Source organism: Streptomyces marispadix (genome assembly GCF_022524345.1).
GTDB lineage: Bacteria > Actinomycetota > Actinomycetes > Streptomycetales > Streptomycetaceae > Streptomyces > Streptomyces marispadix.
The window spans coordinates 1,520,762-1,543,288 of sequence record NZ_JAKWJU010000002.1; the positions used below are offsets into that span (position 1 = coordinate 1,520,762).

Consider the following 22,527-nt stretch of genomic DNA (forward strand, 5'->3'; position numbering starts at 1 on the left):
ACGCCGGTCGCGGCCGGGCACGGCCGGGCACGACTGAAACGCCGCCCGCCGGGACCCCACACGACGCACCCCGTGCCCCCGTCGGAGGGCCTCGTCGTCATGGAGGCTCAGCGTAGGAACGCGTCCCGGCGGCGACCGCGACCGATTCCGGCTGACCCGAAATCCCCAGGCTGGTACGGGGGTTAATCTCGCTGCCATGGCCGGAGCCCTGCGCATCCACTTCACCGACCGGGACTTCCGGCACGTCCAGCTCGCCAGGTCCGCCGACCCGATGTGGGAGGCGATCCTGGGACTGCACGTGCTCACCACGTCCCCTGCCGGTCTCCCCGCGCGGCTGCGGCCATGGCGGCGGCGCGCACGAGAGCGGCTGCGCGGCGGGTCCGGCAGCGAACTGCGTTCGGCCTGCCGCCTGTTGAGCGACCTGGCACCGGCGGACGCCGCGTACTTCCCGGACTTCCTGACCCCCACGGAATCGGAGGAGGGGCTGGCGGCGGCACTGTCCACGCTGCGTGCCACGCCCGGAGCCCGCCTCGCCCGCGAACTTCGCGAAGCCGCCCGCTACCGTCCGCTGCCTTCGTGGACCCGGCGGCTCGCGGCCGGCGACCGTACGCTGCTCGGCAGCGTCGCCGACGCCGTGCACGAGTTCCACACCCGGCTGATCGTGCCGGACTGGAGCGAGGTCGAGGCGACCATAGCCGCGGACCGGGCCTGGCGGCTGGAGGCGCTGGAGGCGGGTATAGAAGGGGTGCTCACCAGGCTGACGCCCTTCGTGTGGCGCGAGCCCGTGCTCACCGCGCCCTACCCGGTGGATCAGGACCTGCATCTCAAGGGCCGCGGCCTGAGGCTGGTCCTGTCCTTCTTCTGCCACACCAGGCCGATCGCGATCGCCGATCCCAACCTGCCGCCGGTGGTGGTCTGTCCCGTCCGCCGCCAGCCCGAGGAGCCCGGCATCGCCGCCCGTCCCTCGGCCGCGCTCGCCGCCCTGCTCGGCACCGGCCGAGCCCGTGTGCTCGCCGCCCTGACCGCCACCTTCACCACAGGCTCGGTCGCCGCCCGTCTGAACATGCCGGCCTCCACCGTCAGCGGCCATCTGAAGGTGCTGCGCGACGCAGGTCTCGTACGCAGCGAGCGCGCGGGTACGCATGTGGTGCACCGGCTGACCGCGGTGAGCCGGCAGCTACTCGGACGCTGAGCCGATGCCGCGACGGAACGGAGGCGGGACGCCCGCTTCTCTTCCCGCGGCGGTCTGCGCTGCGCCCGAGGGGACCGCGCGTACCTGTCGCGCGTCGTTCGACCTCGGCAGAGTGCGCGCCTTCGACGGCCGATCGCTGCGGGGACGGGGCCACCGACGGGGCGAACACGCAAGACCGCGACGGCAGTCGGCGTAGCCCCGGGCTCACCCGGGCCCCTCCGCACGGGGCACACGCAGCCGGTCGGCCGGCACAGGCCGGGCCCCCTTCGTGATCATTTGAAGGGGGCCCGGCCTGTGCTTACGGAGTGGGCACAACTGGGATCGAACCAGTGACATCTTGCTTGTAAGGCAAGCGCTCTACCGCTGAGCTATGCGCCCCGAACGAGCCCACAGACTACCTTGTTCCGCCACCGTGGGCGCAAACCGTGCGCCGCCGCTCACGGGGGCGACGGCTGGCGGGGCCGCCGGCCGCGGGCAGACGGTCGTCGTCAGCCGTGATCGGGCGTGACCGGCCGTGATCTCCTCGGTGCCGTTTGCACGTATCGTTGAACGAACTGGCTCGTGTGTTCGTTGGCACAGGGTGGGACAATGACCGGCGATCGCTGATGCGGGACGTGGGGACGCGGGGAGAGGTTCGGTGGCGGCTATGAACGGCGGCACCCGCCGCTGGGGCTGGGGCGGCGCCCGTGCGGAACATCAGCGTGCGGACGCGCAGGCGGCCAAGGACGCCGCCGCTGCCGCCTTCTACGAACTGGACACCGCCCAGCGCGATCTGCGTATCTCCATCGAGACGCTGAACGCCGTCGACGACTCCCCCGCCGCACGCAAGGCGGTCTCCGACTTCGCCGACTTCGGCACCCGCATCGACCAGGTCAGCCAGGAGTACATCTCCGTCGTGGACGCCCACGACCTGGACCGGGACGATCTCGACCCGGGTGCTGCCGCCCGCGCACGGGCCGAGCTGGACCGCGCGCGCCAGGAGCTGGAGCGGGTCCGGGGAGAGCTGACGAGGTTCGGGGAGAGCCTCGGGCCGCTGCTGTCGCAGGCCGAGACTCAGCTCGCCCGGCTCGCGCCCTCCGTCGAGCGGGCCAAGCAGGGGCTGCTCGCCGCGTCGAACGCGCTCGACGCCGCCCGCGACTCCGGCCTCAAGGCCGACGACCTCGCCGGCCGCCTCGCCGCGCTGTCCCCCGAGCTGACCAAGCTCAACGAGGGCGCCGGGCGCCATGGCGTGCAGGACACGCTGCGCCGCGCGGAACGCGTCGTGCGGGAGGCGGAGACCGTACGCGACGAGGCCCGGCGTCTGCCCGAGCGGGTCAAGGAGATCGACAAGCGGCTCGCGTCGCTGCGTACGCGTGCGCAGGCGCTGCACACCAGGGCGGCTCAGGTGGAGCCGGTGCTCAGCGAGCTGCGCCGCCGGTTCAGCGCGGCGTGCTGGCAGGACCTCCAGCACGTGCCGGAGCAGGCGGCACGTTCCGTGAGGCAGGCGGAGGAGAAGCTGGCGGAGGGCCGCAAGGCGCGTGACGAGCAGCGCTGGGCGGACGCCACGTCGCAGCTCTCGACGGTGAGGGCGCTGCTGAACTCCGCCGACGAGTCGGTGAAGTCGGCGAACGACCGTCTTCAGCGGCTCAACGAGGTCTCCTTCGATCACACGAAGGAAGTCGAGCAGACGCGCTTCGCGATCCGTGACGCACAGCGGCTGGCGATGGCGGGCCGCAGCACTCCCGACCCGAGGCACGCGGGGCCGCTCGACGACGCCGTCGCGCGGGTCGACCGGGCGGTGGCGGGGCTGACCGGCCGTCATCCGGACTACTGGCGTCTGCTGACGGAGCTGGACGCGGTGAAGGAGACGGTCCAGCGGGTGGTCGAGCAGATCCGGGAGCAGCGGGCCGCGGGACATTGACCGGGGCGTGCTGCTCCTGCGGCTCGACCGGTACGGCTCTCACGGCTGTTGTTGCGGCTCGCAGCCGGACCTCGCGCTCGTACCGGTCCCGTACGCGGCCGGTCCCGTACTCGTGCCGTACTCGTGCCGTACTCGTGCCGGGCTCGTGCCGGTCCGCGGTGCCACCTGCCCGTCGCTGCCGCGGACTTGCGCCGGATAGCATCGGGGCATGCCGCGATACGAGTACCGCTGCCGTGAGTGCGACACGCAGTTCGAACTGTCCCGCCCCATGGGGGAGTCCGGGGCGCCTGCCGACTGCCCGCGCGGACACGCGGACACCGTGAAGCTGCTGTCGACGGTGGCCGTCGGCGGTTCCTCCGCCGCGACCTCGCCTGCGGCGGGCGCCGCGCCCGCGGGCGGTGGAGGCGGCTGCTGCGGTGGCGGCTGCTGCGGCTGACCACCGCCCCGCCCGGTCCGTGAGTGCTGCTATCGGACGCGGGCGACCGCCCCGTAGGACCCCACCCGCGCGTCCTCCTCGGCCAGATCGCCCTCGGCGCGGCCCGAGCGCCAGCGGTGCACGGCAACGATCCCGGGTTCGACGACGTCGAGTCCGTTGAGCAGCGCCGCAACCCGCGTACGGCTTCGGGGTTCGAGACGTACGCCGGTGAGTGACTCGTACTGGTCGCACACCTCATCCGCCGCCTCGGGGCCGAAGTCGCCGGTGAGGTGGGAGATCGTGAGGAAGCTGCCCGGGGCCAGCGCGGCGACGAAGCCGCGGATCATCTCCTGCGCCTCGCGGTCGTCGGCGACGAACGGCAGCAGCCCGACGAGTGAGAGCGCCACCGGCTGGTCGAGGTCCAGCCCGTCGCGGACCTCGGAGGAGGCCAGCACGCGGGCGGGATCGGCGGCGTCGGCCCTGAGGAACGCCGTACGGCCCAGGGGGCTGCCGGGCAGCAGGGCCTGTGCGTGGGCGTGTACGACGGGGTCGTCGTCGACGTAGACCACACGGGACGCGGGGGCCTCGGCCTGCGCGACCTGATGGAGATTGGGCTCGGTGGGGATGCCGGAGCCGAGGTCGAGGAACTGCCGTACCCCGGCCTTCCCGGCGAGATGACGTACCGCGCGGAGCATGAAGGCCCGGTTCTCCCGGGCCATGACGGCGACGGACGGTGCCGCCTCGACGGTGTGCTGGGCGGCGATCCGGTCGGCGGCGAAGTTCGTACGGCCGCCGAGGAAGTAGTCGTAGAGGCGCGCGGGGTGGGGCTCGTCGGTGCGGGGCTGACCATGGACGGTCGTGGTGGGGAACCTGTCCTCCCCGGAGGGGGGCCGTCCGGTGCGCTCGACCTCGTCCTCGCTGCCCGTGACGGCGGAGGGGCGGACCCGGCCGGTGGTGTAGAGCGCCCACAGCAGTTCGTGTACGGCGCCGGGTCTGTCCTTGCGGAGCGGCAGATGCGTGAGAGTTCCCGCCTCGCGCAGCCAGCCGGCGAGCGTGGTGTCGGAGATGCCCAGCTCCTCGGCGGTCTCCTCCATGTCCAGTTCGTGGTGCACCCAGGTCGTCAGGGCGGACAGCAGCCTCGGTGAGAGCCCGGACAGCACGCCGTTTCCCCACATCGAGGCGGCCTCCCGGTCGAGCACCTGACGTACGCCGCCCACGGGCGCGGTGCCCGGCACCGGCGGGGGAAGGTCCGCCAGCCGCATCGCCAGGTCCAGTTTCGCCCGGTCGCCCAGGAGCGCGCGGTCAAGGCCGACGCGTGCGGTCAGTTCGTCGAGCCGCGAGGTGACGGTGTCGCGGTGCAGGCCCAGAAGCTGGCCGGCGCCCTGGGCGCCCATGGCGATGCCCGCGCTGCACACCTCCAGCAGGCGCCGACGCTCGACGGCGGCGAGGTTGCGTTCCAGAGGGGACAGCAGGGCGCGGGCCCACGCTCGGGCCGAGGCGTCCAGCAGTTCCGCGAGGGGCGGGCGCCCGTCGTGGACGGCGACGCCGCCGGGTGTGCGGCGGGCCGCCTCCACGCTGTCGGCCGCCGCACCGTACAGGCGCGCTGCGTGTTCGAGGGGGCCGCGTCCGCTGACTCCCACGGCGCGGTCCGGGTCGGCTTCGGCGACGGGCTCCAGCACGGTCTGCACCGGTGCCTGCGCACCGTCCCAGATGACGATGATCTGGCTGTCGTCCACGGGGCAGAGCACCATCAGCGCCCGCGCCCACTGCAACGTCTCCTCGACCTCAGCCGCCACCTCCTCGCGGTCCTCGCCGGGCGCCTGCTCCACCACGGCGACCTGTACGACGCCCGCGGCCATCAGGCCGGGTGCCAGCGGTTCCACTGCGCGGCCCGCGGACGTCACATCGCCCACCATCAGGTACTGGAACGCCGAGGTCCGCGCCGCCTGCACGGCCGCGTGCAGCCTGCGCTCTCGCTCGGTGACCTCCTCCTCCCTCAGCAGCCCCGCCACCATCACGGCGACCTGCTCCAGGCCGAACCGGCCGCGCCCGCCCCAGGGTTCGTCGCGGGAGGCGATCAGCAGCCGGTGCGGGGGTCCGACGCCCACCGGCCACACCTCCACGTAGCGGCCGTGAGCGCTGGCCCTGACCGGACCGTGCTCGCGGCCCCGCACCAGCTCACGCAGCAGCGGTGTCTGTCTGGCGACCTCCGGGGGCCAGTCCTGCTCGCGGTGGCCCTCGACGACCTCCACCCGTGCACCGGCCTCCCGGGAGACCCACTCCAGTACGCCCTGGGGGCCGCCGCCCTCGGCCATCGCGTGTGCGGCGACGTTGGCGTACGTCTCGACCTGGCGCACCTCGGACTTGAGTTCCGCGATCTGGGCGCCCATGAGGGCCTCCGCGACTCTTACGGGGCCGCCGGGGATCAAGGGCGTGAGGACGGGGACGAGGCCGCAGTCGGGGATCTCGCCGGTCTCGCCGAGAACGAGGGGGCCGCTGGGGGCGGCTCCCGTGGGGGCCGCCCCGGTTCCTCCGGGGGGCGGGGCGCCGCCGGTGCCGCCTGCGCCGGTGGCTGGTCCGCTGCCGGATCGCGGAGTACCGCCCGGTGGGGGCGACGAGTCCGCTGCGCCCGGTGCCCCGGGCACGCCGCAGAGGACCACGCCCGCCGCGTCCTCCGCACGTAGCCGTACCCACTCCAGGTCGCCGTCGGCGGACGTGACGATCAGCACCCGTTCCGTACGTTCGCCCACGGGCGGGCCGTCCGGGCCGCAGTGCGTGATCCTCTCCACCACCCTGCCCGGGTCGTCGGGGGCGTCGCCCAGGCTGGCCCACCGCAGCAGCGGCGGCGCACCCTCGGTCAGGTGGCCCAGCGTCAACATGGCTCCAGAGTCGTCCCGGGCAACGCGCCGCGCACCTCGGGAGGGCGCCGCGGCGGGCGCCGCAGGGGCCTCGCCGCCGGGAAACAGGGTCGCTGCCGGGGAACGCTCGCGGCGGGGGCGGCTGGCACGAACGGGCGAATTGCCGGGCGGCGGACCGGCAGTGGACCGGCAGTGGACCGGCAACTGATCCGCGATGCCCAGCGATGCCCGGTTGTTGCGGCGCGACGACAGGCCGGTTACGGCGGCCCGGGACGGGCCCCTTCCGGAATACCTCCGTCCGGCACGCTGTTCAGCCGGTCAGTTTCGAAGGGTCACGATCAGAACCGAACCGCAGAGACCGACCGTAAGGACTCGCTGTGCCCTCTCACTCCGCTCCCGCCTCGCCCTCCGCTCCCGCCTCCCCCTCCGTGCCCTCCGTGCCTGGCGTGCCCTCCGCTCCGTTCACCGTCGGCACGCTCTCGCGCCGGTTGGAGAGCAGCACCGTCATCGACGTACGTACGCCCGGCGAGTACGGAGCGGGGCACATCCCCGGAGCGTTCAACATCCCCCTGGACCGCCTCGACGAGGCCCTGCCCGCGCTGCGTACGGCCGCCGCGAGGAAGAGCCCCGAAGCGGAAGGGACGGACGTGCCGGACGGACGCGATGGGCCGGTTGGACCGGACGGACCGGAAGGGGCAGAGGGGCCGGAAGCAGCAGCACAGGCGGAGGGGCTGGTCGTGGTCTGCGGCTCCGGAGCGCGTTCCGCCACCGCCCGCGACCGGCTCATGAGCCAGGGGATCGCCGCGGTCTCCCTCGACGGCGGCACCGACGCCTGGGCCGCCGCCGGCCACCGGCTCGCACGCACCCCGGGCGCACGCGCCGTATGGCCGATGGAGCGCCAAGTCAGGCTCGCGGCAGGCTCGTTGGTACTGCTCGGGCTGCTGGCCGACCTGGCGGTACCGGGGTTCCGTGTCCTTTCGTTCCTGATCGGCGGCGGGCTGGTCTTCTCCGCGCTCAGCAACACCTGCGGCATGGCAGCGGTGCTCTCGAAGCTTCCGTACAACCGCCGTCAGACCGCCGACTCGGGACTGGACGCCACACTCGCCACGTTGACGGAGCGGTCCGGTGCCACGGAACGGAAGGGCTGAGCGGACCGTACGGGCTGAGCAGGCATCGCCAACCCTCTTGCTTCCAGGGATCGTTGAGCGGGGCGCATGAGCAGGGGCGCTTGAACGCGGCGGTGTTGACGGGGCGGTGTTGACGGGGCGATGCCAACGGGCGTGCAGCGGTCGGTCTCGGTCAGGCCCCGGTCGCCGCCGCCAGCGCGTGCATCTCGCCCACGATCCGCTCCCCCGCCGCCACGCCGCGCTCCGCGAGCGCGGTGACATGGGCGGCGCGCCAGCCGCTGCCGGCCAGCTCCCCATGGCCGGGAATCCAGCCGCCGTCAGCCGCGAGCAGCATGTCCGCGTCGAGCAGCGAGTCGCCCGCGGCGTGTATCCGGGTCGCTCCCGTGCGACGGGCGACCTCGGCGACAGCCGCGCTCTTCGTCAGCGACCCCGGCACGGCGTAGAGCTTCCGGCCCTGGAGCGAGACCGTCCAGCCGCGTGGCGCCGCCCACGCCGCCAGCTCCTTCACCCAGGTCGTCGGCAGCCGTTCCCGGTCGACGACCAGGTAGGCGAACAGGCCGTCCGCGACGCGTCGTTTGAGCACCCAGTCGCCCTCCGCCGACGACGTACGCAGACGCTCGCTGACCTCGTCCAGCGGGGCACAGGCGGCCAGTCGACGACGCACGTGTTCGTGCCACTCCGGGTCGGACTCGCCGTCGACCAGCAGATGCCCGCCGTTGGCGCACACCGCGTAGCGCGGCGGGCCACCGGGAAGGCGCACTCGCCGGTACTGCTCCGGGGTCCTGGTGGTGGCCGGCACGAAGACACAGCGCTCCTGGCCGGGCGGCGTCCTTGTGGGCTCCCCCGCCGCTCCGGCCGTCTCCGCCAGCAGCCGGGCGGCCGTCTCCGTCATGAACGACAGCGGCCTGCCCTCGTAGACCTCCACGCAGAGCAGCCGCGGCGCCTCGCCGTCCGGCATGTCCAGGCCGAGGGCCGCCGCCGAGTAGATCAGCGTGCGGTCGAGGTCGGCGGCGAGAAGCGGAAGGCCGCGAGTGCGCGCGCCGCCGTTCCCGCTCCCGGTCCTGGCGCTGCTCCCGGTCGTCCCGGTCCCGGTCATCGGGTGCTCCTGCCGTCCGCGCCCGTGGCACCTCGCGTATAGCGGGGATGGATCAGCCCCACACAGCTGTACGGAAGCCCGTCCGTCTCCTCCACCGGTACGCCGCGCTGCTCCGCCAGCAGCCGCACATGATCGAGGTCACGGCCCGCGCCCTGCCGCGTCAGCACCCGCCACGGCACCCGCCGCAGCATCACCCGCGTCGTCTCACCGACTCCGGGCTTCACGAGATTGACGTCGCCTATGCCGTACTCCTCGCTTATCCGTTCCACCGCACGCTTGCCCGACCACGTCGGCTCCCGGTCGTCGGACGCGAGCAGCGCGGCGGCGTCCTCGGCTGCCCCCGCGGCGACCTCTCCGAAGCGGCCCGTGATCGCGTCCAGGAAGCGGCCGGAGACGTCGGATTCGGCAAGCGCCCGGTAGCACTTGGCGCCGTGGTAGTCATGCGGACCGACGAGGTCGGCACGTAGCACGGTGCGCGAAATCAGCCCGGAGACAGTCGAGTTGAGACAGGCCGAGGGTATGAGGAAGTCCTCCCGAGTGCCGTAGGTGCGCACACAGCCGCCCGGGTCGGCCAGCACCGCGATCTCCGGATCGAACGCCGCGAACTCCGACCGCACCCCCGACTGCGCCAGCGCATCGGCGAGTTCGCGGGTGATCGCGCCCTTGCCCGTCCAGCCGTCGACGAAGACGACGTCGGCCGGGTCGTGGTGGGAGGCGATCCAGCGCAGGGCGTTGGCGTCGATTCCGCGTCCGCGCACGATGGACACGGCGTAGTGCGGCAGATCGAGCCCATGGGCCCGCTGCGCCCAGCGCCGCATCAGTACGCCTACGGGCGTGCCCGCGCGGGCGAGCGACACCAGCACGGGACGGCCGGTGCCGCGCACTGCCCGTTCGGCGATGACCGTCTCCGTCACGGCGCCCACGGCGCGGGCTACCCGGCCGGCGGAGACCTCCAGGGCCTGGTGGAAGAGGCGTTCGTACTCCGGGCTCGGCTGGTATTCGACGGGCAGCGACTCCGCGTAGTGGGCGCCGCCGCTCTGGATCGCCTCCTCGCGCTCCTCCGTGGGGGCCTCCAACTCGACGTCCGAGAGGTCCTGGAGCAGCCAGCCCACCTCGTCGGGCGCGTACGACGAGAAGGCGGGGCCGCGCAGGGGCTGAGGCAGCGGGCGGTAGGAGGGGACAGGGGCGAGCAGGACGCTGCCGGTGTGCTCGCGCAGCCGGTCCAGCAGACCGCCGGCGGCGTGGAGTGCCGGGGTGTCGGCGGTGGAGTCGGTCACGACGACGACGGCGTCGAAGCGGCGGCCCGGGTCGCGGCCGGGGGCGACGTTGTAGGCGTAGCGGCAGTCGGCAAGGACTCCGGTGCCGCCTCCGGCAAGGACGGTGCCGGTACCGCTTCCGGCACGGGCGCCGTCCGCGGCGCCGTCCGGCGCCGGCTCGTCGTGCGCGGGGAAGGTCAGGCACGTACGTACGGCGTACGACGGGTCGTCCAGCGCGAGCACCGGCGAACGCGTCGTCGTGGAGAAGCGCACCTCCGCCCGCGCTCCGAGCCGTTCCTCCAGGGCGGCGGCGAGACGCAGCGGTACGTACATCAACTCCTCGCAGCCCAGCACCAGTACGCGCGGAGTGCGGCCCCCGCTGCCGTCGCGGCGCTCGGCGCGCTCTCGCACACCGGCGGCGGGCAGGCCCGCGTCGCTCAGCGCGGACGCCAGGCGAGCGGCCATGCCTGGCAGCGCGGCGTCCAGCCGGGCGCGGTGTGCGGCGGTGAAGCCGTGTCTGCCCCCGTCAGGAAGGTGCGGGGGCCAGCCGAGGTCCACCCGCGTCGGCGCGGGCGCGGCCCGAGCCTTCTCCGGCGGGGCATCGGCCTCCGCCCCGCCGCCCCCCTGCGCCCCGGCCTCCGCCACGAGGCGACGGCCGCGCTCCAGCACATCGTGCGGCAGCGAGACCCGGCCCCGGGCGAGCGCCACCACATCGACGCGGGCGCCCAGTTCGGCGGCGGACTTCTCCAGTGCCGCCGCGTCGTCGGCCGAGCGCATATCGGTGAGGGCCACGACCACATAGCGCTCACGGGGGCTGCGCCGGTGCAGCGCGGAGATGGTGTTGCGCACCGTACGGCCTGTGGAGAACTCGTCGTCCACGAGCACGAGCGGGCCGTCCCCCTCCAGCAGTGCCGGGTCCTCCGGGAGCAGCAGATGGGAAGTCGCGTGGCTGTGCTCCTCCTCGAAGCCGCCGGCGGTGGCGACTCCCGGCACGGGCCGCCGCGTCGAGTGCATGTATGTGACGCCGCCGATGCCGTCGGCGACGCTGTGCCCCAGGGCGGTGGCCGTCTCCGCGTAGCCGAGGACGACCGCGGCGTCCGCGAGGGAGTCGCCCAGCAGCGCGCGTACGCGGCGGCCCAGCCGGAGGCCCACGCCATAGACGGTGCCGGGACGTTCCGGCACATGCTTGCCGAGGACGAGCGAGACCAGCAGATGGGCACGCTTGGGGTTGCGCCGCAGGGCGAGGCCGGTCAGTTCACGCAGGCCGTCGCCGGTCAGCGTCACATCGAGCCGCTTCGCGACCCAATCGCCGGACCACACTCCGTCCGCCGCGGACGCACCGCGCACCGGATCGTTCGCGGCGCCCGCCGGTTCGCCCACCGGGTCGCTCAGCACGTCACTCACCGGATCGCGCACCGCATCACTCGCCGGGTCACGCATCGGATCACTCACCCCTCCACCCCGCCCTCTCCCTCCGGCCCGCCGACCGCACGCGCCCCCGCCGCCAGCAGATCCACGAAGCCCACGCCCTCACGTGCCACGCCGAACAGCTCGGCACGAAGCAGCGTCCGCTCCGCCCACGCCCGGTGCGGCTTCACCTCGTTCATCTTGTTCGTGTACGCGGATCGCACAACACCGCCGCCGCTGCGCTCGGGCCGCAGGATGTCCGTTGCGTCGCTGTACTCCTCCAGGCTCACGACCGACAGCGCGTGCACCGGCAGCACATGCGAGGGATGGATGCAGGTCTTGCCCAACAGCCCGTTGGCACGGTCGAGTTCGATCTCGCGCAGCAGCCCGTCCATGTCGTGGTCGATGAGCGCCGTACGCAGTTCCTCGGCCCGTCCGGTGAAGATGCTCTGCCGCAACTGCGGCTTGAACATCCGCTCCTGTAGCCGGAAGTACTCCCACACCGGGCCCGTGACCGTGTAGCCGGTGCCGTCGGCGCGGCCCAGCACGTTCACCACGTCCCCGATCACGGACGCGACGAGCTGCACGTCGTAGGCCGTCATCTCCGGGGTGCGGCGCAGCCCGTAGGCCGAGCAGAAGTCCGTCACCCCCAGCCGCAGCGCGAGCACCCGCTCCCGGTACTTGTCGACGGTACGGGCGATGCCCGCCAGCGTCCCGGCGCGCGTCTCCAGATGCAGCAGCTCGGGCGACTCCAGCACGGGCATCGCGAACAGCCGCCGCCCTGCGGCCGATTCGGCCTTCGCCAGCTCCTCCAGGAACGGAATGCCGCGCTCCTCCGTGAACTTGGGCAGTACGAACCCCGACAGCAGGGCCACCGCCGGGCCGAGCCGCTCCACCAGATCCATGATCTGCGCGGGCTCTCTTACGCGTATGAACAGCAGCGGCACCTCGTCCTCGGGCAGCGCGTCCGTGACGGCGAGCTGCTCGAACTGCCGGACGAGATTGTCCTCGGCCGCGTGCACGTCCGCGTCGCCTATGGAGTCCTCCAGGCACAGCACCATGGACACCACGCCCCGCCGGTTCTGCTTGACCACGTCCGCGGCGAGGCTGCCGCGCGTGGCCGGGCAGTAGAGGGTGGCGCCGAGGGCGGTGGCGAGTGTGCGGCCCGGCGAGCGGGCCGTGAACTCCGCGGGCTCGTACTGGAAGAGCCCGCGCCGCACCTCGGGCGCGAGATGACCGAAATGCCGCATGGACGACCCCGTTTCCCTTCGCGTGGCATCCGGCAGGACGGACACGACCACTGACAACCGTGCGCCGCCCCTACGCCGGCCGGTACGCCCCTGCGTCCCTGGGGCCCAGGGGCCGTACACCGGCCCCGTGGCGAAAAGCAGCCGCTCGTCGTACGTACGGGAGGGGTCCATTGGTTCCAATCGGGGGTGAAAAATGTGTTACCGCCCCGTCGGCATCCCGTCGCGGCTTGCTCCCCGCGTTGTCGAGGCGCCCGCGCGGAAGGCAGGATGAGTCCATGACGCACGCCATGGTGAAGGGCTCGAACATTCAGCTGGAGACTGTGGCGGTACGCGCCGTCCTGTGCTGGAACCCCGGATCCGGAGCGCCCGACGTGGACGCGTCAGCGCTGCTGCTCGGCGAGAGCGGACGCGTAGCCTCCGATGAGGACTTCGTCTTCTACAACCAGCCCCGTCACCCCTCGGGCGCGGTGCGCCATGTCGCCAAGGAGCAGCAGCAGGACGGGATGCGCGAGTCCGTCGAGGCGGACCTCGGCTCCGTCGCTCCCCATGTGGACCGGGTGCTGCTCGCGGCTTCGTCGGACGGCGGCACCTTCGCCGACGTACGGCAGTTGCGACTGCTGCTGTACGCGGTCGACGAGCAGGGAGCGGCCGGTGAGCCGCTGGTGCGGTTCGAGATCGAGCCCGAGACGGGCGCCGAGACTGCGATGATCTGCGGCGAGCTGTACAGGCGCGGTACGGGCTGGAAGTTCCGAGCGCTGGGGCAGGGTTTCGACACCGGGCTGGTGGGCCTCGCCACCCAGTACGGGATCACGGTGGAGGAAGCGGCGAGCGAGCCGCAGACACCGGCCCAGGCACAGGCGCAGACACCCGCACAGGCCCAGACTCCGACACAGGCACAGGCACAGGCACCGGCACCGGCACAGCCACCCGCGGCGGACGACGCGACCGTGGCGGCCCCCGCCGTCACGGAGCCGGACTTCCCGCTCGCGGCCCCGGCGCCTTCGCCGATCGCGGCGGCGGGTCCCGGCCCGGGAGCGGCACCGGCACCGGCCCCCTCCGGCTACGGCTACCCGCAGGCGCCGCAGCAGCCTCCGGCCACCCGGCCCGCGTACGGCTATCCGCAGCCTGCCTACGGCTACCCGCAGCCCGACCCGGACTTCACGCTTCCGCCCCAGGGCCCGCAGTTCCAGGAACGCTGAGCACAACCGGAGCCGGTGGCCGGGGCGGGGCAGGACCCGCCCCCGGGCGTTGCCGTCCCCGTCAGACCTTTCCGGCCTTGTATCCGCGGCCCCACTGGAGCCCCCAGCCGTAGAGCCTGTCCAGTTCGGACTGGAAGCCGTAGACGTAACGCACCTGGCGCCGCACCACCAACTGGTCCTTCTCGTGCTGCATCAGCAGCACCGCACACGAACGCGCCTGCGGCGCCCGCTGGTCGAGCCCGACCTCCACCCGCGGCCCGTTACTCGGGAAGAGCGTGAGGATCGCATGCGTACGGTCGAAGGCGGGTGTGCCGTCGTAGATGTAGACGAAGAACAGCAGCCGCTTGATGTCGTCCTTGTGGTCGAGGTTCACATAGATCGTCTCGCCGGACGGTGAGCCGAAGCGGTCGTCGCCGGTGAGCTTCACATACGGCGGTGAGTTCCAGTCGCCGAGGAAGTTGCCCAGCGGCTGCACGACTCCCTTGCTGCCGTCGGCCAGTTCGTACATGCACGCAAGGTCGAGGTCCACGTCCACGACGCCCTGGGTGTGTGCCTGTACGACCTGTGGCTTGAGTGCCTGGAGCGGATGACGGAGCGAGCCGCGGCGGCCCGTCCTGCCGTCGAAGTCCGAAGACCGCATGCGCCACGACAAGTTGACCCGCAGGCTGCCGTTGTCGGCACCTTGCTCGGTCAGTGACACCGACGAATGGCGCTTGGTCAGCTCGACCGCGTAGGTCGAAGGACCCCCCACCGTGTCGAACTTCGGACCACGTCGTCGCATGCCGGCGCTGTTGCGCCAGTTCTCCCAGAGGGAGACCATCCCGCACCCCCACTCGAATTCCAACTGCCGAGGGACGGCTCCGAGTCGGGACCCGGAGCCGCCCCTCAGAAGCGTTCCGCAAACAGGCCGCCGTGACACCCGGAACGTACGAGGCGCCCCGCCCTCCGGGATCACACGGGTCTTCCGGGATCACAGGGGTCGCACGCGGCGGATTCGACCGCCCCCTGTACTGTCCCGGTCCCGGCTTGCCGTCCTGACCGGCGTCCTAACCGCCTTCTCCCCCGGCGCTGTTGCGCGCCGACGTGAGCGCCCGGTTGCGCCGGACCGAGGACCAGAAGGAGGCCGCGATCAGGGCGACACCGATGAGGCCGGTGACCACCTCGTTGATCTCGTACTTGATCGTGACGAGCAGGATCACCGCCAGCGCGCCGATCGCGTAGTGCGCGCCGTGCTCCAGATAGACGTAGTCGTCGAGCGTGCCCTGCCGGACCAGATAGACCGTGAGGGACCGTACGTACATGGCGCCGATGCCGAGGCCGAGGGCCATCCAGAAGATGTGGTTGGTGATGGCGAAGGCACCGATGACACCGTCGAACGAGAAGGAGGCGTCGAGGACTTCGAGGTAGAGGAACATGAAGAAGGCGGCCTTGCCCGCGAGTCCCACCAGTGACGGGTCGCGGCCCTCCTCCTTCGCCTTCTCCTCCACCTCGTGCTCGCGTTCCTCCTCCTCTTCGAGCCGGTTCTCGAAGTGGCCGGAGAGCCCGCCGACTATCAGATACGTGATGAGTCCGGCGACTCCCGACAGCAGCACCGTGGCGGACTTGTCGGCGTGATGCCCGCCGTGCTGGTGCGCGGCGACGGCGAAGGTCATCGCCGAGACCAGCAGCACGATCAGGGCGATGCACACGGAGAGCATGTCCACCTTGCCCAGCTTGGCCAGGGGCCGCTCCAGCCAGGCGAGCCATTTGTACTCGCGCTCCTCGAAGATGAAGTCGAGGAAGATCATCAGCAGGAACATGCCGCCGAACGCAGCGATGGCGGGGTGTGCGTCCGTGACGAGCTGCTGATACTTGTCCGGGTCCGCCAGCGCGAGGTCGACGGCCTCGATGGGCCCGATCTTCGCGCTGATGGCCACGATGACGACGGGGAAGACCAGCCTCATGCCGAATACCGCGATGAGGATGCCGATGGTCAGGAAGATGCGCTGCCAGAAGGCGTTGAGCTTCTTCAGCACACCGGCGTTGACGACCGCGTTGTCGAACGACAGCGAGATCTCGAGGACGGAGAGGATCGCGACGACCGCGAAGCCCTTCCACCCCCAGAGCAACGCGGCGAGAGCGAATCCCACGGCCGTGACGCCGAGAGACCAGCCGAAGGTTTTCAAGAGCACTGGGCTACCCAATCCGCTTTACGAACAAATGGCCTTTGCTTACGAAACATTGACTCCGAAGTCTAGAGCGATGCCTCGCAAGCCCGAGGCGTACCCCTGCCCAACGGCCCGGAACTTCCATTCGCCGTCGCGCCGGTACAGTTCGCCGAAGATCATCGCGGTCTCCGAGGAGGCGTCCTCGCTGAGGTCGTAACGCGCCAGCTCCTGATCGTCCTGCTGGTTGACGACGCGGATGTAGGCGTCGACGACCTGGCCGAACGTCTGTGAACGGGTCTCGGCGTCGTAGATCGACACAGGGAAGACGATCTTCTCCACATGGGCGGGGACGAGGGTCAGATCGACCAGGACCGTCTCGTCGTCGTCGCTTCCGGAGCCCCCGACGAGTTCGTCGCCGGTGTGCTCCACCGAACCGTCAGGGCTCTTGAGGTTGTTGTAGAAGACGAAGTACTCGTCGCCGAGGACCCGGCCGTTCGCGCACAGCAGCGCGCTGGCGTCCAGATCGAAGGCGGCTCCGGTGGTGGAACGGGCCTTCCAGCCCAGTCCGATGCGGACCTGCGTCAGATTCGGTGCGGCCTTCGAGAGGGAGACATTTCCCCCCTTGGCGAGCGTCACGCCCATGTTCTGTTCCTCTCCCCGGTGTTGATGCACCCAGTGTCCCGACATCACCAGGCGCCGCACACCTCCACTTCCCGGAAGTCTGCGGCGCCGGTGGCTGCCGGGATCTGTCAGACGTTGACCCCGAAGTCCTGCGCGATGCCGCGCAGTCCCGACGCGTAACCCTGGCCGATGGCACGGAACTTCCACTCCGCGCCGTGCCGGTAGAGCTCGCCGAAGACCATGGCGGTCTCCGTCGACGCGTCCTCGCTGAGGTCGTAACGCGCCAGTTCGTTGTTGTCGGCCTGGTTGACGACGCGGATGAAGGCGTTGCGGACCTGGCCGAAGCTCTGCTGACGGCTCTCCGCCTCGTAGATGGAGACCGGGAAGACGATCTTCTCCACGTCGGCGGGGACACCCGCCAGATTGACCTTGATCACCTCGTCGTCGCCCTCGCCCTCACCGGTGAGGTTGTCGCCGGTGTGCTCGACCGAACCGTCGGGGCTCTTGAGGTTGTTGAAGAATACGAAGTTCGCGTCCTTGCTGACCTTGCCCTCGGAGTTGGCCAGCAGGGCGCTGGCGTCGAGGTCGAAGTCCGAGCCGGTGGTCGTACGGGCATCCCAGCCCAGCCCGACGATCACCGCTGTCAGGTTCGGGGCCTCCTTGGTCAGCGAGACGTTGCCGCCTTTGCTGAGGCTGACTCCCACGAGTCCTCCTGTTGTCTGTTCGAAGAGGCACCCTGTGCGTGCCCCCGTATGCGTATTCCGGGTTGTGCCGGATCAACGAATCGATCCTAGTGAGCGGTTCCCCCCGCTCCCAGCGCTTGGCGACTTCGCTCAGAGCGCTTCGAGCGCCCTCACGTACTCGTTGAGGTCGCGGGCCTCCGGGATGGCGTTGACGACGCTCCAGCGCACGACGCCCTCCTTGTCGATGATGAACGTGCCGCGCACGGCGCAGCCCATCTCCTCGTCGAAGACGCCGAAGGCGCGGGACACCTCGCCGTGCGGCCAGAAGTCCGACAGCAGCGGGTACTCCAGGCCCTCCTGGTCGGCGAAGACGCGCAGCGCGAACGGAGAGTCGTTGGAGACGGCGAGCAGTTGCACGTCGTCGTTGACGAAGGAGGGCAGCTCGTCACGGAGTGCGCACAGCTCGCCCGTGCAGACCCCGGTGAACGCGAAGGGGTAGAAGAGGAGCACGACGTTCTTCTTGCCGCGGAAGTCGGAGAGCGAGACCGATTCGCCGTGCTGGCTCTTCAGCGTGAAGTCCGGTGCCTTGGTGCCGACCTCGATTGCCATGGGATGAGGGCCCCTTCTGTAAGTGCTGGAAGTGCTGGCTGTTTTCGCCGGCTTCTGCCGACTGCCGGGTGGCGCCGGCTTACACCGGCCGTCCCGGGTGGTTGTGGTTGGCGGAGTCCGCCGGGCGGTCCCGGCGGACGGTACGTCCCGACGTCCCTGCCGCCACCGCGACGGCCCCCGGATTCCGGCGGCCGGTGACGGTTTTCGCGTATGCCGCGTACGCCGTGCCTTCCTGCCCCCCGCCCTCCGGCATGTCCGGCCGGCCGCTTGTACGCCACGGCCTTCCGTCCGGCGACGCGACGGGCATACGGCGTCGTACGGGACATCGGCGCAGTCTTTCACTGCCGTCCGTGAAGCGACTCCGGGCCCCCCGGCAGGCTTGCTGCCGGAGGGCCCGGATCTGGTCTTTCTGGTCTTGCACACTGTCGCCGGAGTCTTCCCCGGGATCCCGCCGGGGCCCCGCCCCCGCGTCTCCCACCGGAGAGGTCCTGCCTACCGCTTGCCTGTGCGGGCGGCCTTGGGGGTGACGAGACGGCTGCCGCTCCAGTCCTTGCCCGCGTTCACGGTGCTGGTCTGGGCGAGCCCGGCGGTCTGCGCCGCCTCACCGATCTCGCTCGGCTCGACGTAGCCTTCACGGCCCGTCTTGGGTGTCAGCAGCCAGACCGGAGAACCCGCGTCGATCATCGTGGTGGCGTCCACCAGCGCGTCCGTCAGGTCGCCGTCCTCCTCGCGGAACCACAGCATCACGGCGTCGGCCACGTCGTCATGGTCCTCGTCGACGAGCTCCGTACCCGTGATGGCCTCGACTCCCTCACGGAGTGCCTGCTCGACGTCGTCGTCGTAGCCGAGCTCCTGGACCACCTGTCCGGGCTGGAAACCCAGCCTTGCGGCGGGGTTGGTCCGCTCCTCCGCGTGGTCCGCGGTCGCGCTCACGGATTGCCTCCTGTCTCTTGCTGAAATCTGCCTTTGCCCCGCGCGCACGCGAGGCAATGGCCGTAGTCCACACGGGGAGGGCGGATCGCGCAAGTACCCGGCCATCCATCCCGCCCAAACGTTGACGTGTCGTCCCACAATGCCCGATGAGCAGTGATTCACGCCACAAGAGGCGAGTGGAAATGCGCCGGTTCCGCCCCTTCCGTACGGAGTGGATCGACGGCCGCACGGCACCCTCACGGCGGGCGTAGGGTGGCAATTCGGCCGCCCCGTTTGACCCTCCTTTTCGAGGCGTTGTGAGCCCGAGCCGGGTTACCCCGCAGTAGAGGTGACGCGGACGCAGCGGCGGTACACGATGGAGGCGGCGCGACACCATGCATACCGATTACGAACAGCGAAGGAACAGCGTGGCTTCCGGATCCGATCGCAACCCGATCATCATTGGCGGCCTTCCCAGCCAGGTCCCGGACTTCGATCCCGAGGAGACCCAGGAATGGCTCGACTCGCTCGACGCCGCCGTCGACGAGCGCGGCCGGGGACGGGCCCGCTATCTCATGCTGAGGCTCATCGAGCGGGCACGCGAGAAGCGCGTCGCCGTCCCGGAGATGCGCAGCACGGACTACGTCAACACCATCGCCACGCGCGACGAGCCCTTCTTCCCCGGTAACGAGGAGATCGAGCGCAAGGTCCTCAACGCGACCCGCTGGAACGCCGCGGTGATGGTCTCCCGTGCGCAGCGTCCTGGCATCGGGGTCGGCGGGCACATCGCCACCTTCGCCTCCTCCGCCTCGCTCTACGACGTCGGCTTCAACCACTTCTTCCGCGGCAAGGACGAGGGCGACGGCGGCGACCAGGTCTTCTTCCAGGGCCATGCCTCCCCCGGCATCTATGCGCGTGCGTTCCTGCTCGACCGGCTCTCCGAGGCCCAGCTCGACGGCTTCCGGCAGGAGAAGAGCAAGGCTCCCGACGGGCTCTCCAGCTATCCGCACCCGCGCTCGATGCCGGACTTCTGGGAGTTCCCCACGGTGTCGATGGGGCTGGGACCGATCGGCGCGATCTATCAGGCGAGGATCAACCGCTACATGGAGGCGCGCGGCATCGCCGACACCTCCAAGTCGCATGTGTGGGCCTTCCTCGGCGACGGCGAGATGGACGAGCCGGAGTCGCTGGGGCAGCTCTCGCTGGCGGCACGCGAGGGACTGGACAACCTCACCTTCGTGATCAACTGCAACCTCCAGCGGCTCGACGGCCCCGTGCGCGGCAACGGGAAGATCATCCAGGAGCTGGAGTCGTACTTCCGCGGCGCCGGATGGAACGTGATCAAGCTGGTCTGGGACCGCTCCTGGGACCCGCTGCTCGCGCAGGACCGCGACGGCGTGCTGGTCAACAAGCTCAACACCACGCCGGACGGCCAGTTCCAGACGTACGCCACCGAGAGCGGCGCCTACATCCGCGACCACTTCTTCGGCGGCGACCAGCGGCTGCGGGCGATGGCCGAGAACATGACCGACGACCAGCTTCTGCACCTGGGACGCGGCGGCCACGACCACCGCAAGGTGTATGCGGCGTACAAGGCGGCCAAGGAGCACCAGGGCCAGCCCACGGTGATCCTCGCGCAGACGATCAAGGGCTGGACGCTCGGGCCCAACTTCGAAGGCCGCAACGCCACGCACCAGATGAAGAAGCTCACGATCGACGACTTGAAGGGCTTCCGCGACCGGCTGCGTCTGCCGATCCCCGACAAGGAGCTGGAGTCGGGCGCTCCGCCCTACTACCACCCGGGGCGGGACTCGGAAGAGATCCAGTACATGCACGACCGCCGCAAGGAGCTGGGCGGCTATGTGCCGACGCGCGTGAACCGCTCGAAGCCGTTGAAGCTTCCCGGTGAAAAGGCCTACGCAGCGGTCAAGAAGGGCTCCGGGCAGCAGCAGATCGCCACGACCATGGCCTTCGTACGGCTGCTGAAGGACCTGATGCGGGACAAGGAGATCGGCAAGCGGTTCGTGCCGATCGCGCCCGACGAGTACCGCACCTTCGGAATGGACTCCTTCTTCCCGTCGGCCAAGATCTACAACCCGCTGGGGCAGACCTACGAGTCCGTCGACCGCGAACTCCTGCTCGCCTACAAGGAGTCGCCCGCCGGGCAGATGCTGCACGACGGCATCACCGAGGCCGGCTGCACGGCGGCGGCGACCGCCGCGGGCTCGGCCTACGCCACGCACGGCGAGCCGCTGATCCCGATCTACGTCTTCTACTCGATGTTCGGCTTCCAGCGCACCGGCGACCAGTTCTGGCAGATGGCCGACCAGATGTCGCGTGGCTTCGTACTCGGGGCGACCGCGGGCCGAACGACCCTTACCGGTGAGGGACTTCAGCACGCGGACGGCCACTCGCAGCTTCTCGCGTCGACCAACCCCGCGGCGGTCTCCTACGACCCGGCCTTCGGCTACGAGATCGCGCACATCGTCAAGGACGGTCTTCAGCGGATGTACGGCTCCACGCCGGAGCACCCGCAGGGTGAGGACGTCTTCTACTACCTCACCGTCTACAACGAGCCGATCCGCCAGCCCGCGGAGCCGGAGAACGTGGACGCCGAAGGCATCGTCCGCGGTCTCTACCGCTACTGCATCGGCGAGAAGGGGACCATCCCCGCGCAGATCCTCGCCTCCGGTGTGGCCATGCCCTGGGCACTGGAGGCTCAGAAGATCCTGGCCGAGGAGTGGAACGTCAAGGCCGATGTGTGGTCCGCGACTTCGTGGAACGAACTGCGCCGCGAAGCTGTGGACGCCGAGGAGCACAACCTCCTCCACCCCGAGGAGGAGCAGCGCGTCCCCTATGTCACGCGCAAGCTCCAGAACGCGGACGGCCCGAAGGTGGCCGTCTCCGACTGGATGCGCTCCGTGCCCGACCAGATCGCCCGCTGGGTGCCCGGCACCTACCAGTCGCTCGGAGCCGACGGCTTCGGCTTCGCCGACACCCGGGGAGCGGCCAGGCGCTTCTTCCACATCGACGCTCAGTCGATCGTGCTGGCCGTACTCACGGAGCTGGCTCGGGAGGGGAAGATCGACCGCTCGGCGCTGAAACAGGCCCTCGACCGCTACCAGTTGCTGAATGTGGCGGCGGCGGACCCGGGCGCGGCGGGCGGCGACGCGTAGCCCACGACCGGCGAAGGGACTCCCCCGGAGCTCCCTTCGCGGCGACGGACTCGGCGGCCTGAGCAGGACATCCGGCGGTGCGGTGCGGAACTTCCGTACCGCACCGCCGAGTTGTGCCGGGCCGACGCTCCGGGCCCGGCGGGTCGGCAGCCGACTGCCTTCGGCCCTCATCGCTCCCACACCTTGAACGCCCGCACCCTGTACGCGCCTTCGGGCGTCCATGAGCCGGAGGGATGGGTGTGGAACTCGGCCGTCTCCGCGCACTCGCCGCTCTCGTAGACCGTGACGGGACGGCCCGTGCGGTTGCCGAACGACCTCGCGCCCGCGCCGTCCGGGAGCCGAAGGCAGCGGCCCGGGGTCAACCGGGCCCGTTCATACACATGGCGCTCGCCGTGGAAGCCGGGGCGCGGCCACAGACACAGCTCGCCCTGCGCGCAGTCGCCCGGCTTCGGGCCGGCTGCCGCCGCCGTGGAAGGCGACGCGAGGTGCACCACCGCCAACACCCCTGACACCAGGGCGAGTACGGCACCTCGCGCCGCACCCCGCAGGAGGCCGCCCGGCAGCGGGCCCCGCGTCATACGGCTCGTAGGGCGACGCCCCCGGAGAGGCCTGCGGCGCTCCGGCCCCTGCGCCGCTCGGCCGTGCCGTCCGTACATGCTGATCACTTCCCCCGTGTCCG

The 22,527-nt window shown here is 70.9% G+C and carries 17 protein-coding genes and 1 tRNA gene; 6 read left to right on the plus strand and 12 right to left on the minus strand.

Translation table 11 applies throughout. The annotated features are described in order from the left end of the window. Positions 1-196 precede the first annotated feature (196 nt). Positions 197-1,192, plus strand: coding sequence for an ArsR/SmtB family transcription factor (locus MMA15_RS06540; RefSeq protein ID WP_241058123.1), 996 nt, complete (start codon positions 197-199; stop codon positions 1,190-1,192). Positions 1,193-1,498: 306 nt separating this feature from the next. Here MMA15_RS06540 and MMA15_RS06545 read toward each other — a convergent pair. After that, positions 1,499-1,570, minus strand: a tRNA-Val gene (locus tag MMA15_RS06545). A 268-nt stretch (positions 1,571-1,838) separates the two neighbouring features. Between MMA15_RS06545 and MMA15_RS06550 the strand changes: the two genes are divergently transcribed. Beyond that, complete coding sequence (locus MMA15_RS06550; RefSeq protein WP_241058124.1) at positions 1,839-3,092, plus strand: coiled-coil domain-containing protein; 1,254 nt, start codon at positions 1,839-1,841, stop codon at positions 3,090-3,092. Between the two features lie 208 nt (positions 3,093-3,300). Beyond that, on the plus strand, positions 3,301-3,528 hold the full coding sequence (locus MMA15_RS06555) for an FmdB family zinc ribbon protein (protein WP_241058125.1): 228 nt from the start codon (positions 3,301-3,303) through the stop codon (positions 3,526-3,528). 29 nt (positions 3,529-3,557) lie between these two features. Here the strand turns inward: MMA15_RS06555 and MMA15_RS06560 are convergent, their stop codons facing one another. Then, on the minus strand, positions 3,558-6,386 hold the full coding sequence (locus MMA15_RS06560) for an SAM-dependent methyltransferase (RefSeq protein ID WP_241058126.1): 2,829 nt from the start codon (positions 6,384-6,386) through the stop codon (positions 3,558-3,560). A 425-nt stretch (positions 6,387-6,811) separates the two neighbouring features. Between MMA15_RS06560 and MMA15_RS06565 the strand changes: the two genes are divergently transcribed. Beyond that, positions 6,812-7,513: a rhodanese-like domain-containing protein gene (locus tag MMA15_RS06565; RefSeq protein WP_241063042.1), complete on the plus strand. Its 702-nt coding sequence runs from the start codon at positions 6,812-6,814 to the stop codon at positions 7,511-7,513. Positions 7,514-7,664: 151 nt separating this feature from the next. On the opposite strand, the gene MMA15_RS06570 is transcribed toward MMA15_RS06565, so the two are convergent. The 3 genes from MMA15_RS06570 to MMA15_RS06580 form a co-directional block, all read right to left on the minus strand. Next, complete coding sequence (locus MMA15_RS06570) at positions 7,665-8,450, minus strand: HAD family hydrolase (protein ID WP_241063043.1); 786 nt, start codon at positions 8,448-8,450, stop codon at positions 7,665-7,667. 134 nt (positions 8,451-8,584) lie between these two features. After that, positions 8,585-11,284, minus strand: a complete 2,700-nt coding sequence (locus tag MMA15_RS06575; protein ID WP_372498324.1) for a phosphoribosyltransferase — start codon at positions 11,282-11,284, stop codon at positions 8,585-8,587. Between the two features lie 8 nt (positions 11,285-11,292). Beyond that, positions 11,293-12,501, minus strand: a complete 1,209-nt coding sequence (locus tag MMA15_RS06580; protein WP_241058127.1) for an HpcH/HpaI aldolase/citrate lyase family protein — start codon at positions 12,499-12,501, stop codon at positions 11,293-11,295. A gap of 275 nt (positions 12,502-12,776) precedes the next feature. On the opposite strand from MMA15_RS06580, the gene MMA15_RS06585 reads away from it, so the two are divergent. Further along, positions 12,777-13,700, plus strand: coding sequence for a TerD family protein (locus tag MMA15_RS06585; protein WP_241058128.1), 924 nt, complete (start codon positions 12,777-12,779; stop codon positions 13,698-13,700). 61 nt (positions 13,701-13,761) lie between these two features. On the opposite strand, the gene MMA15_RS06590 is transcribed toward MMA15_RS06585, so the two are convergent. From MMA15_RS06590 to MMA15_RS06615, 6 genes are all read right to left on the minus strand, one after another. Beyond that, positions 13,762-14,520 carry a Tellurium resistance gene (locus MMA15_RS06590; protein WP_241058130.1) on the minus strand — a complete coding sequence of 253 codons (759 nt, stop codon included), beginning with the start codon at positions 14,518-14,520 and terminating at the stop codon, positions 13,762-13,764. A 226-nt stretch (positions 14,521-14,746) separates the two neighbouring features. Continuing rightward, a complete protein-coding gene (locus tag MMA15_RS06595; protein ID WP_241058132.1) occupies positions 14,747-15,871 on the minus strand; it encodes a DUF475 domain-containing protein in 1,125 nt (374 codons plus the stop codon). A 39-nt stretch (positions 15,872-15,910) separates the two neighbouring features. After that, complete coding sequence (locus tag MMA15_RS06600) at positions 15,911-16,489, minus strand: TerD family protein (RefSeq protein ID WP_241058133.1); 579 nt, start codon at positions 16,487-16,489, stop codon at positions 15,911-15,913. Between the two features lie 107 nt (positions 16,490-16,596). Then, positions 16,597-17,172, minus strand: coding sequence for a TerD family protein (locus MMA15_RS06605; RefSeq protein WP_241058134.1), 576 nt, complete (start codon positions 17,170-17,172; stop codon positions 16,597-16,599). Positions 17,173-17,301: 129 nt separating this feature from the next. Beyond that, a complete protein-coding gene (locus MMA15_RS06610) occupies positions 17,302-17,760 on the minus strand; it encodes a peroxiredoxin (RefSeq protein WP_241058135.1) in 459 nt (152 codons plus the stop codon). 492 nt (positions 17,761-18,252) lie between these two features. Next, positions 18,253-18,693, minus strand: coding sequence for a DUF3052 domain-containing protein (locus MMA15_RS06615; RefSeq protein WP_241058136.1), 441 nt, complete (start codon positions 18,691-18,693; stop codon positions 18,253-18,255). 407 nt (positions 18,694-19,100) lie between these two features. On the opposite strand from MMA15_RS06615, the gene aceE reads away from it, so the two are divergent. Beyond that, entirely contained in the window at positions 19,101-21,848 is a 2,748-nt protein-coding gene (gene aceE, locus MMA15_RS06620) for a pyruvate dehydrogenase (acetyl-transferring), homodimeric type (protein ID WP_241058137.1), read from the plus strand. Between the two features lie 167 nt (positions 21,849-22,015). Here the strand turns inward: aceE and MMA15_RS06625 are convergent, their stop codons facing one another. Then, positions 22,016-22,426 carry a peptidase inhibitor family I36 protein gene (locus tag MMA15_RS06625; RefSeq protein WP_241058138.1) on the minus strand — a complete coding sequence of 137 codons (411 nt, stop codon included), beginning with the start codon at positions 22,424-22,426 and terminating at the stop codon, positions 22,016-22,018. Positions 22,427-22,527 lie beyond the last annotated feature (101 nt).

Coding starts and splice junctions, on each gene's coding strand:
- MMA15_RS06540 (WP_241058123.1), top strand. CDS start 197: ATGGCCGGAGCCCTGCGCATCCACTTCACCGACCGGGACTTCCGGCAC.
- MMA15_RS06550 (WP_241058124.1), top strand. CDS start 1,839: ATGAACGGCGGCACCCGCCGCTGGGGCTGGGGCGGCGCCCGTGCGGAA.
- MMA15_RS06555 (WP_241058125.1), top strand. CDS start 3,301: ATGCCGCGATACGAGTACCGCTGCCGTGAGTGCGACACGCAGTTCGAA.
- MMA15_RS06560 (WP_241058126.1), bottom strand. CDS start 6,386: ATGTTGACGCTGGGCCACCTGACCGAGGGTGCGCCGCCGCTGCTGCGG.
- MMA15_RS06570 (WP_241063043.1), bottom strand. CDS start 8,450: ATGCCGGACGGCGAGGCGCCGCGGCTGCTCTGCGTGGAGGTCTACGAG.
- MMA15_RS06575 (WP_372498324.1), bottom strand. CDS start 11,284: ATGCGTGACCCGGCGAGTGATGCGGTGCGCGATCCGGTGAGTGACGTG.
- MMA15_RS06580 (WP_241058127.1), bottom strand. CDS start 12,501: ATGCGGCATTTCGGTCATCTCGCGCCCGAGGTGCGGCGCGGGCTCTTC.
- MMA15_RS06585 (WP_241058128.1), top strand. CDS start 12,777: ATGACGCACGCCATGGTGAAGGGCTCGAACATTCAGCTGGAGACTGTG.
- MMA15_RS06590 (WP_241058130.1), bottom strand. CDS start 14,520: ATGGTCTCCCTCTGGGAGAACTGGCGCAACAGCGCCGGCATGCGACGA.
- MMA15_RS06600 (WP_241058133.1), bottom strand. CDS start 16,489: ATGGGCGTGACGCTCGCCAAGGGGGGAAATGTCTCCCTCTCGAAGGCC.
- MMA15_RS06610 (WP_241058135.1), bottom strand. CDS start 17,760: ATGGCAATCGAGGTCGGCACCAAGGCACCGGACTTCACGCTGAAGAGC.
- MMA15_RS06625 (WP_241058138.1), bottom strand. CDS start 22,426: ATGACGCGGGGCCCGCTGCCGGGCGGCCTCCTGCGGGGTGCGGCGCGA.